We start from the raw sequence: 278 nt of genomic DNA on the forward strand, positions 1-278 counted from the left end.
ACACTAATTCATTGAGGTTATACGACACAACCACAGGACAAAGTGTGGCCAGCAGTTTTTCAGTCAGTGCTGATGGTAAAACACTGGACCTAACACCCGATGCTCTATTGGAAGTATCCAGACTCTACTACTGGTATGTAGGCTATAGCCCCTACTTGTATGATCTGGCCAACAATTTTATTGCACTAAATCGGTTTAGTTCTTTTACAACCGGTGTTCAGGTGGACAACAGCCCTCCTGTTTTGCTCTCGAGCAATATCGTTGGGGGGGGAATAAAT

1 protein-coding gene is annotated in these 278 nt (G+C 44.2%); it reads left to right on the top strand.

Annotated elements, in window-relative coordinates; all coding sequences use genetic code 11:
- Positions 1-44 precede the first annotated feature (44 nt).
- Positions 45-278 (top strand): Ig-like domain-containing protein (locus tag CXF95_RS30990; protein WP_232788060.1); only part of this gene is annotated, 234 nt, incomplete at its 3' end.

This window comes from Paraglaciecola sp. MB-3u-78 (assembly GCF_002835935.1).
Classification (GTDB): domain Bacteria; phylum Pseudomonadota; class Gammaproteobacteria; order Enterobacterales; family Alteromonadaceae; genus Paraglaciecola.